Origin of the sequence: Enterobacter sp. SECR19-1250 (assembly GCF_013391025.1) — a bacterium.
GTDB classification, from domain to species: Bacteria; Pseudomonadota; Gammaproteobacteria; order Enterobacterales; family Enterobacteriaceae; genus Enterobacter; species Enterobacter cloacae.
In genome coordinates, this window is the sequence record NZ_JACASJ010000153.1 from 1 (window position 1) to 8418 (window position 8418).

The 8418-nt window shown below is 57.8% G+C and carries 9 protein-coding genes and 1 pseudogene; all 10 read left to right on the top strand.

Features of this window, described 5'->3' with window-relative positions; all coding sequences use genetic code 11:
• A partial coding sequence (locus HX884_RS24245; RefSeq protein ID WP_256737192.1) for an arginine deiminase family protein occupies window positions 1-611 on the top strand: 611 nt, incomplete at its 5' end.
• 9 nt (window positions 612-620) lie between these two features.
• Window positions 621-1532, top strand: a complete 912-nt coding sequence (gene arcC / locus HX884_RS24250; protein WP_058680797.1) for a carbamate kinase — start codon at window positions 621-623, stop codon at window positions 1530-1532.
• A gap of 92 nt (window positions 1533-1624) precedes the next feature.
• A complete protein-coding gene (gene argF, locus HX884_RS24255; RefSeq protein WP_178328919.1) occupies window positions 1625-2629 on the top strand; it encodes an ornithine carbamoyltransferase in 1005 nt (334 codons plus the stop codon).
• A gap of 47 nt (window positions 2630-2676) precedes the next feature.
• A pseudogene (locus tag HX884_RS24260) lies at window positions 2677-4081 on the top strand (YfcC family protein).
• Window positions 4082-4156: 75 nt separating this feature from the next.
• Window positions 4157-4636: an arginine repressor gene (locus tag HX884_RS24265; protein ID WP_013095367.1), complete on the top strand. Its 480-nt coding sequence runs from the start codon at window positions 4157-4159 to the stop codon at window positions 4634-4636.
• A gap of 100 nt (window positions 4637-4736) precedes the next feature.
• On the top strand, window positions 4737-4841 hold the full coding sequence (locus tag HX884_RS24270) for a pyrBI operon leader peptide (RefSeq protein ID WP_022646880.1): 105 nt from the start codon (window positions 4737-4739) through the stop codon (window positions 4839-4841).
• A gap of 34 nt (window positions 4842-4875) precedes the next feature.
• The gene (gene pyrB, locus HX884_RS24275; RefSeq protein ID WP_014830458.1) at window positions 4876-5808 is read left to right on the top strand and encodes an aspartate carbamoyltransferase; all 933 of its coding nucleotides are present in this window, start codon (window positions 4876-4878) and stop codon (window positions 5806-5808) included.
• Between the two features lie 12 nt (window positions 5809-5820).
• Window positions 5821-6282 carry an aspartate carbamoyltransferase regulatory subunit gene (pyrI, locus tag HX884_RS24280; RefSeq protein ID WP_013095364.1) on the top strand — a complete coding sequence of 154 codons (462 nt, stop codon included), beginning with the start codon at window positions 5821-5823 and terminating at the stop codon, window positions 6280-6282.
• A gap of 74 nt (window positions 6283-6356) precedes the next feature.
• Window positions 6357-6743, top strand: a complete 387-nt coding sequence (gene ridA, locus HX884_RS24285) for a 2-iminobutanoate/2-iminopropanoate deaminase (protein WP_006810315.1) — start codon at window positions 6357-6359, stop codon at window positions 6741-6743.
• A gap of 131 nt (window positions 6744-6874) precedes the next feature.
• Complete coding sequence (gene gbpA / locus HX884_RS24290) at window positions 6875-8329, top strand: N-acetylglucosamine-binding protein GbpA (RefSeq protein WP_094085370.1); 1455 nt, start codon at window positions 6875-6877, stop codon at window positions 8327-8329.
• Window positions 8330-8418: the final 89 nt, after the last annotated feature.

An 8418-nucleotide genomic window follows, 5' to 3' on the forward strand; every position in this document is an offset into this window, starting at 1 on the left:
TAATCAGCGAGTCAGCTTGGGAAGAAATGACCTGCTTATTCGCACCTTCCTTAGTGATTGGCCGCGGCGCGGTATTAATTGGCATGTCTGAACGCACCACCCCGCAGGGCGTGGAGTTCCTCGCTAACAGCCTGTTTAAACATCGCCAGGCCGAGCGTGTGATTGCCGTTGAGCTGCCAAAACACCGCTCCTGCATGCACCTCGACACCGTCATGACCCACATCGACGTGGACACCTTCTCCGTCTACCCGGAAGTGGTGCGTAAAGACGCCCAGTGCTGGACGCTCACCCCGGACGGACGCGGCGGCCTGCTGCGCACCCAGGAAACCGACCTGCTGCACGCCATCGAGAAAGCGCTCGGCATTAATCAGGTACGCCTGATCACCACTGGCGGCGACGCCTTTGAAGCTGAACGCGAGCAGTGGAACGACGCCAACAACGTGCTCACCATCCGCCCGGGCGTGGTGATCGGCTACGAGCGCAACGTCTGGACCAACGAGAAATACGACAAAGCGGGTATCACCGTGCTGCCTATCCCGGGCGACGAGCTGGGACGCGGTCGCGGCGGCGCGCGCTGCATGAGCTGCCCACTGGAACGCGACGGAATTTAAGGAGCCACTATGGAACGAAAGCCCACTCTGGTTGTGGCCCTGGGCGGCAACGCATTGCTCAAACGCGGCGAACCGCTAGAAGCCGAGATCCAGCGTAAAAACATCGACCTCGCGGCCCGTACCATCACCGGGCTGACAGAGCAGTGGCGCGTGGTGCTGGTGCACGGCAACGGGCCGCAGGTCGGGCTGCTGGCGTTGCAGAACAGCGCCTACGACAAAGTCGCCCCCTACCCGCTGGACGTTCTCGGCGCCGAAAGCCAGGGGATGATCGGCTACATGCTCCAGCAGGCGCTGAAAAACAGCCTGCCCCAGCGCGAGGTGAGCGTCCTGCTCACCCAGGTGGAGGTGGACGCCGCCGACCCGGCCTTCAGCAACCCGACCAAGTACATCGGCCCGGTCTACAGCGAAGCCCAGGCAAAAACGCTGCAGGCGGAGAAAGGCTGGGTGTTCAAGGCCGATGGCAGCTACTTCCGCCGCGTGGTGCCCTCTCCGCAGCCGAAACGCATCGTTGAGAGCGACGCCATCGCGGCGCTGATCCAGCGCGACCACCTGGTGATCTGCAACGGCGGTGGCGGCGTTCCGGTGGTGGAAAACGCCAATGGCTATCACGGCATTGAGGCGGTGATCGACAAAGACCTCTCCGCCGCCCTGCTGGCGCGCCAGATTGAGGCGGATGCCCTGCTGATCCTCACCGATGCCGACGCGGTGTACCTCGACTGGGGCAAACCAACCCAGCGTCCGCTGGCACAGGTGACGCCGGAACTGCTCAAGGGCATGGCGTTCGACGCCGGTTCAATGGGGCCGAAAGTAGCCGCCTGCCGCGAGTTTGTTGAGGCCTGCAACGGTATTGCCGGGATCGGCGCGCTGGCTGACGGCGCGGAGATCCTCGCGGGCGAGAAAGGCACGTTGATTCGTAACTGAATAACTTCCCCCTCACCCGACTCTCCCTCTCCCCGTGGGAGAGGGCCGGGGTGAGGGCACCAGACAGCTAAATTTTAAAAAGGATTTCCCACATGACCATCAACCTGAAAAACCGCAACTTCCTCAAACTGCTGGACTATACCCCGGCGGAGATCCAGTACCTGATCGACCTCGCCATCGAACTGAAGGCCGCCAAAAAAGCCGGACGTGAAAAGCAAACCCTGGTCGGGAAAAACATCGCCCTGATTTTTGAAAAAACCTCCACCCGCACCCGCTGCGCCTTTGAAGTGGGCGCGTTTGACCAGGGCGCGCAGGTGACCTACCTCGGCCCAAGCGGCTCGCAGATTGGCCATAAAGAGTCGATGAAAGACACCGCCCGCGTGCTGGGCCGCATGTATGACGGCATCGAGTATCGCGGCTACGGCCAGGCCATCGTCGAAGAGCTGGGCGAGTTCGCGGGTGTGCCGGTATGGAACGGCCTGACTGACGAGTTCCACCCCACTCAAATCCTCGCCGATCTGATGACCATGCTCGAGCACTCGCCGGGCAAAACCCTGCCGGAGCTGAGCTTTGCCTATCTGGGCGACGCGCGCAACAACATGGGCAACTCGCTGATGGTCGGCGCGGCCAAGATGGGGATGGATATTCGCCTGGTGGCACCAAAGTCCTTCTGGCCGGAAGCGGGGCTGGTTGAGCAGTGCCGCGCCATCGCCAAAGAAACGGGCGCACGCATCACCCTTACCGACGACGTAGAAGAAGGCGTGCAGGGGGCCGATTTCCTCTACACCGACGTGTGGGTCTCCATGGGCGAGCCGAAGGAAGCCTGGGCCGAGCGCGTCAGCCTGATGAAGCCGTATCAAATCAATGCGCAGGTGATGAAGGCCACCGGCAACCCGAACGTCAAGTTTATGCACTGCCTGCCGGCGTTCCACAACGAACACACCAAAGTGGGCCGCGAAATTGAGATGGCCTACGGCCTGAAAGGGCTGGAGGTGACGGAAGAGGTCTTTGAATCACCAAACTCTATTGTCTTCGACGAAGCAGAAAACCGTATGCACACCATAAAAGCCGTCATGGTGGCGACACTCGGCGACTAATCACCGCCCGGCGCACCACGGGGTGCGCCGGGGTTCAGGAGAACATCATGGGCAAGTTTAAGTTTCCCTCCGCTTACACCATTCTCTTTTTTCTGATTGCCGTCGTGGCCGTGCTGACGTGGATTATTCCGGCCGGACAGTACCATATGGCAATGAACGAGGCGCTCGGCAAGGACGTGCCGGTTGCCGGGACCTACGCGCACGTGGCGGCCCACCCGCAGGGGCTGGTTTCCGTACTGATGGCTCCCATTGCCGGGCTGTACGATCCGGAGTTCCGGCCAGGCCGGGGCGATCGACGTAGCGCTGTTTATCCTGATCATCGGGGGATTTCTCGGGATCGTCACCAAAACCGGGGCGATCGACGCCGGGATCGAGCGCGTCACCACGCGATTACGCGGGCGTGAAGAGTGGATGATCCCGATCCTGATGGCGCTGTTCGCCGCAGGCGGCACCATCTACGGCATGGCCGAAGAGTCACTGCCGTTCTACACCCTGCTGGTGCCGGTAATGCTGGCCGCCCGTTTTGATCCGGTTGTCGCGGCCTCCACCGTGTTGCTCGGCGCGGGGATCGGCACGCTCGGCTCTACCATCAACCCCTTCGCCACGGTGATCGCCGCCAACGCCGCCGGGATCCCCTTCACCAACGGGATCGCCCTGCGCGTGGCGCTGCTGGTCATCGGCTGGATCATCTGCTTGGCGTGGGTAATGCGTTACGCCCGTAAGGTACGCCAGGACCCGTCTCTCTCCATCGTTGCAGACAAACAGGAAGAGAACCGCGCCCATTTCCTCGGTAACAAGGGCGCACAGACGCTGGAATTTACCCCGGTACGCAAAATCATCCTGGTCATTTTCGCCCTCGCCTTCGCGGTGATGATTTACGGCGTGGCGGTGCTGGGCTGGTGGATGGCGGAGATCTCGGCGGTGTTTCTCGCCAGCGCTATTATCGTGGGGCTTATCGCCCGCATGAGCGAAGAGGAGCTGACCTCAACGTTTATTAACGGCGCACGAGATTTGCTGGGCGTCGCGCTGATTATCGGCATCGCCCGCGGTATCGTAGTCATCATGGATAAGGGCATGATTACCCACACCATTTTGCACAGCGCGGAAGGGCTGGTCAGCGGGTTATCCACGGTGGCGTTTATCAACGAGATGTACTGGCTGGAAGTGGTGCTGTCGTTTCTTGTGCCTTCTTCATCCGGCCTGGCCGTTCTGACGATGCCGATCATGGCACCGCTTGCCGATTTCGCTAACGTCAACCGCGACCTGGTAGTCACGGCTTACCAGTCAGCCTCCGGTATCGTTAACCTGGTGACGCCCACCTCCGCAGTGGTTATGGGCGGGCTGGCTATCGCCCGCGTGCCCTATGTGCGCTACCTGAAATGGGTGGCGCCGCTGCTGGGGATACTCACGGTGGTGATCATGGTGGCGTTAAGCCTGGGGGCAGTATTGTGATGTTTTGACGTTGTAGGCCCGGTAAGCGTAGCGCCACCGGGCGTTTTGTTTCAGCCACTTACATGGGAAATAGTTATGACGGAATATGGTGATTACTCTCCAAAAGAACAGCTACAGCTGACGGTCTGTCAGCGCCTGATCGCAGAAAAAAGCTATCTCTCCCAGGAAGAGATTCGCCGCGATTTGCAGGAGCGTGGTTTTGAGACCATCAGCCAGTCCACCGTTTCACGTCTGCTCAAGTTGCTTGGTGTCATAAAAATTCGAAATGCCAAAGGGCTAAAGATTTATTCGTTGAATCCTCTTCTGCGCCCTGCCCCCGACGCCGCACGTACCGTTTCCGAAATGGTGGTCAGCGTGGAGCATAATAGCGAATTTATCCTTATTCATACCGTGGCCGGATATGGCCGCGCGGTGGCGCGCATTCTGGATTATCACCAGTTACCGGAAATTTTAGGCGTGGTTGCCGGAAGCAGTATTGTCTGGGTCGCCCCCCGGGTGGTGAAGCGTACCGCGCTGGTGCATAAGCAAATTAATTATTTACTCAGAACGCATTAATATTCACAAAGAACCGTTTGCATTGAGTAAAGTGTGCATTAAATTGCTTGATCCGGACATCGGGGTGCGTATAATGCCCGACAATTTGCCGGGAGGAAGCATGGTCAAGCGTGTTCGACATAACGTCTTACCGCGTCTGAAATCAGACGCTGGCCTGCCGTTTTTCTTCCCGTTGCTAAACCTATTCCCAGAGCCCCTCATTTGAGGGGCTTTTTTTTGCCCGGCGTCAGGAGATAAACATGAATCCGCTTTATCAAAAACACATCATTTCCATAAACGACCTCAGCCGCGAAGAGCTGGAACTGGTTCTGGAAACCGCGGCAAAACTGAAGGCCAATCCGCAACCGGAGCTGCTGAAGCACAAGGTGATTGCGAGCTGCTTCTTTGAAGCGTCGACCCGCACCCGCCTCTCCTTTGAAACCTCCATGCACCGCCTGGGCGCGAGCGTGGTGGGCTTCTCAGACAGCAGTAACACGTCGCTGGGTAAAAAAGGCGAAACCCTGGCGGATACCATTTCAGTGATTAGCACCTACGTTGACGCGATTGTAATGCGTCACCCGCAGGAGGGCGCGGCCCGTCTGGCGACCGAGTTCTCCGGCGGTATTCCGGTGCTGAACGCCGGTGACGGTGCCAACCAGCATCCGACGCAGACCCTGCTGGATCTGTTCACCATTCAGGAGACCCAGGGCCGTCTGGAAAACCTGAACATCGCCATGGTAGGTGACCTGAAATATGGCCGCACGGTTCACTCCCTGACCCAGGCGCTGGCGAAATTCAACGGCAACCGCTTCTTCTTCATCGCCCCGGACGCGCTGGCGATGCCACAGTACATTCTCGACATGCTGGATGAAAAAGGCATTCCGTGGAGCCTGCACGCCAGCATCGAAGAGGTGATGGGCAACGTGGATATTCTGTATATGACCCGCGTGCAGAAAGAGCGTCTGGATCCGTCCGAGTACGCCAACGTGAAGGCGCAGTTTGTGCTGCGCGCCAGCGACCTCGAGGGCGCGCGCGACAACATGAAGGTGCTGCACCCGCTGCCGCGCATCGATGAGATCACCACAGACGTGGATAAAACGCCGCACGCCTGGTACTTCCAGCAGGCCGGAAACGGCATCTTCGCCCGCCAGGCGTTACTGGCACTGGTTCTGAATCGCGAATTGGCTCTGTAAGGGGAAACGACAATGACACACGATAACAAACTCCAGGTTGAAGCCATCAAACGTGGCACCGTGATTGACCACATCCCTGCGCAGGTCGGCTTTAAGCTGCTGACGCTGTTTAAACTAACCGAAACCGACCAGCGCATCACCATCGGCCTGAACCTGCCGTCAGGCGAAATGGGCCGCAAGGACCTGATCAAGATCGAGAATACCTTCCTGACCGACGAGCAGGTTAACCAGCTGTCGCTGTACGCGCCGGACGCCACCGTTAACCGCATCGACAATTACGACGTGGTGGGCAAATCACGCCCAAGCCTGCCGGAGCGGATTGAGAGCGTGCTGGTTTGCCCGAACAGTAACTGCATCAGCCACGCGGAGCCGGTCTCCTCCAGCTTCGCAGTGAAAAAACGCGCCGATGACATCGCACTCAAATGCAAATACTGCGAAAAAGAGTTTTCTCATTATGTGGTGCTGGCCAACTAATTGAGGTTGGTAAAGGATCCCGGCCTCCCTATAATGGCCGGGACTCTTAAATCAGCTGTTATTCTGGAGAAATCATGACCAAAGTACTCGCGACGGAAAATGCACCAGCGGCTATCGGCCCATACGTTCAGGGCGTTGATCTGGGTAGCATGATTATTACCTCTGGCCAGATCCCGGTGAACCCGAAGACCGGTGAAGTGCCAGCCGACGTAGCGGCGCAGGCGCGTCAGTCGCTGGAAAACGTGCAGGCGATTGTGGAATCCGCAGGCCTGAAAGTGGGCGACATCGTGAAAACCACCGTTTTCGTGAAAGATCTGAACGATTTCGCCACCGTTAACGCTACTTATGAAGCGTTCTTCACCGAGCATAACGCCTCTTTCCCGGCGCGCTCCTGCGTGGAAGTGGCTCGTCTGCCAAAAGACGTGAAAATTGAAATCGAAGCGATTGCCGTACGTCGCTGATTGATAGCAGCAGAGAATGGGCGGCTTCGGCTGTCCATTTTTTTTGGTTATTTTTCCTCTCACCACAGCATGACCTTCCCCACCCGCCATTAATAACATCACCCTGCGTATTTATTATTAATGGACTAACAATGAAATTATCAAAGATTGCCCTTGCGATGGCGACCCTGACCGTTGCCTCATCCGCTTTAGCGCACGGATATATTGAGTCTCCTGCCAGCCGCGCTTATATGTGCAAGCTCGGTCAAAACATTGACTGTGGCTCCGTTCAGTATGAACCGCAGAGCGTGGAGAAAACCTCCGGCTTCCCGGGCGGTGCGATGCCGCCAGACGGCCAGCTTGCCAGCGCGGGGATTGCGAATTACTCCCAGCTGGATAAACAGAGCCTGAACGCGTGGACGAAAAGCCCCATGACCGCCGGCCCGCATGAGTTTGTCTGGTATCACACCGCGCCGCACAAAACCACCAACTGGCGTTACTACATCACCAAACAAAACTGGGATCCGAATAAACCCCTGACCCGCGATCAGTTTGAATTAACCCCGTTCTGTACCGTGAATGGAAATGGCCAGGCCCCCGCGATGCGCAAAGCCATGACCTGTAATGTACCGGCTCGCACGGGTTACCAGGTGATTTATGGCGTCTGGGAAATAGCGGATACTTCGAACAGTTTCTACCAGGCCATTGACGTTGATTTTGGTAACGGCGGCAATGTTACCCCGGATGACGGTGCCAGCATCGAATCAGAGTGGAGCAAGGTCCTCAGCGGCCAGATTGCAGGAAATAACCTGAACGTCGGCGATAAGGTCATTGCCCGCTTCTTCGATGCGCACGGTGAAGTAACCTCCCTGCGCACAGAAATAACGATCGCCACGGCCGCGCAGGGGGATGCTAACCAGTGGTCGTACGATCTGGCGCAGAAAATTAATACCGCGCACCAGGACATTCGCGTCGGCGTGAAGGATGAGGGCGGCGAGATTAGCCCGGTCCATGGCGCGAACAGCGTATTCGTCAAAGAGGGCAGCGCCCTGCAGTCCGTTGCGATTTCGTACGAAGAGCAGAAGGCAGAGGTCAATGAAACCATCGCCGTCAGCAATTTGCACTACAGCAAAATCGAGAACGGCAATGCGACCGTCACCTTCCATGTGAATACCCACGGTAACGTCGATTTCGAAGCCCACGTCATGAACCATCACGGGGCGGAAAAAGGGTACCTGAAGCAGGAGATGAATAACGTGAATCAGGACGTCACCCTGACGCTGACCGGCGTTGAGGCGGGTCACCACATGCTGAAGTACTACGCCACCAATAAAGACGGCACGCTGTTTGCGCAGGATGTGCTGAACCTGATGCTGGAAGAGGAAGCCGCGGCGGACAACAGCACCGGTCAGCATGATTACATCTTCCCGGATAACATCGCGTCGTACAAAGCAGGCACCGTGGTGCTGCAGCCAAAAGACGGTAAGACCTACCAGTGTAAGCCTTTCCCGTACAGCGGCTACTGCGTGCAGTGGAGCAAGTATGCGACCCAGTTTGAGCCGGGCACCGGTTCACACTGGAAAGAGGCGTGGGTGCTTAAGCACTGAGTCGTCTGATTCCCTCACCCCGGCCCTCTCCCAAAGGGCTGAGGGTTCCCCAGAAAAATGAAAAGCACGATGAAGTGTGATCTACTGGT

Excerpts from the sequence above, each read along its gene's own strand:
- pyrB (WP_014830458.1), top strand. The coding sequence starts at position 4,876 with ATGAATCCGCTTTATCAAAAACACATCATTTCCATAAACGACCTCAGC.
- ridA (WP_006810315.1), top strand. The coding sequence starts at position 6,357 with ATGACCAAAGTACTCGCGACGGAAAATGCACCAGCGGCTATCGGCCCA.
- pyrI (WP_013095364.1), top strand. The coding sequence starts at position 5,821 with ATGACACACGATAACAAACTCCAGGTTGAAGCCATCAAACGTGGCACC.
- gbpA (WP_094085370.1), top strand. The coding sequence starts at position 6,875 with ATGAAATTATCAAAGATTGCCCTTGCGATGGCGACCCTGACCGTTGCC.
- HX884_RS24270 (WP_022646880.1), top strand. The coding sequence starts at position 4,737 with ATGGTCAAGCGTGTTCGACATAACGTCTTACCGCGTCTGAAATCAGAC.
- HX884_RS24265 (WP_013095367.1), top strand. The coding sequence starts at position 4,157 with ATGACGGAATATGGTGATTACTCTCCAAAAGAACAGCTACAGCTGACG.
- arcC (WP_058680797.1), top strand. The coding sequence starts at position 621 with ATGGAACGAAAGCCCACTCTGGTTGTGGCCCTGGGCGGCAACGCATTG.
- argF (WP_178328919.1), top strand. The coding sequence starts at position 1,625 with ATGACCATCAACCTGAAAAACCGCAACTTCCTCAAACTGCTGGACTAT.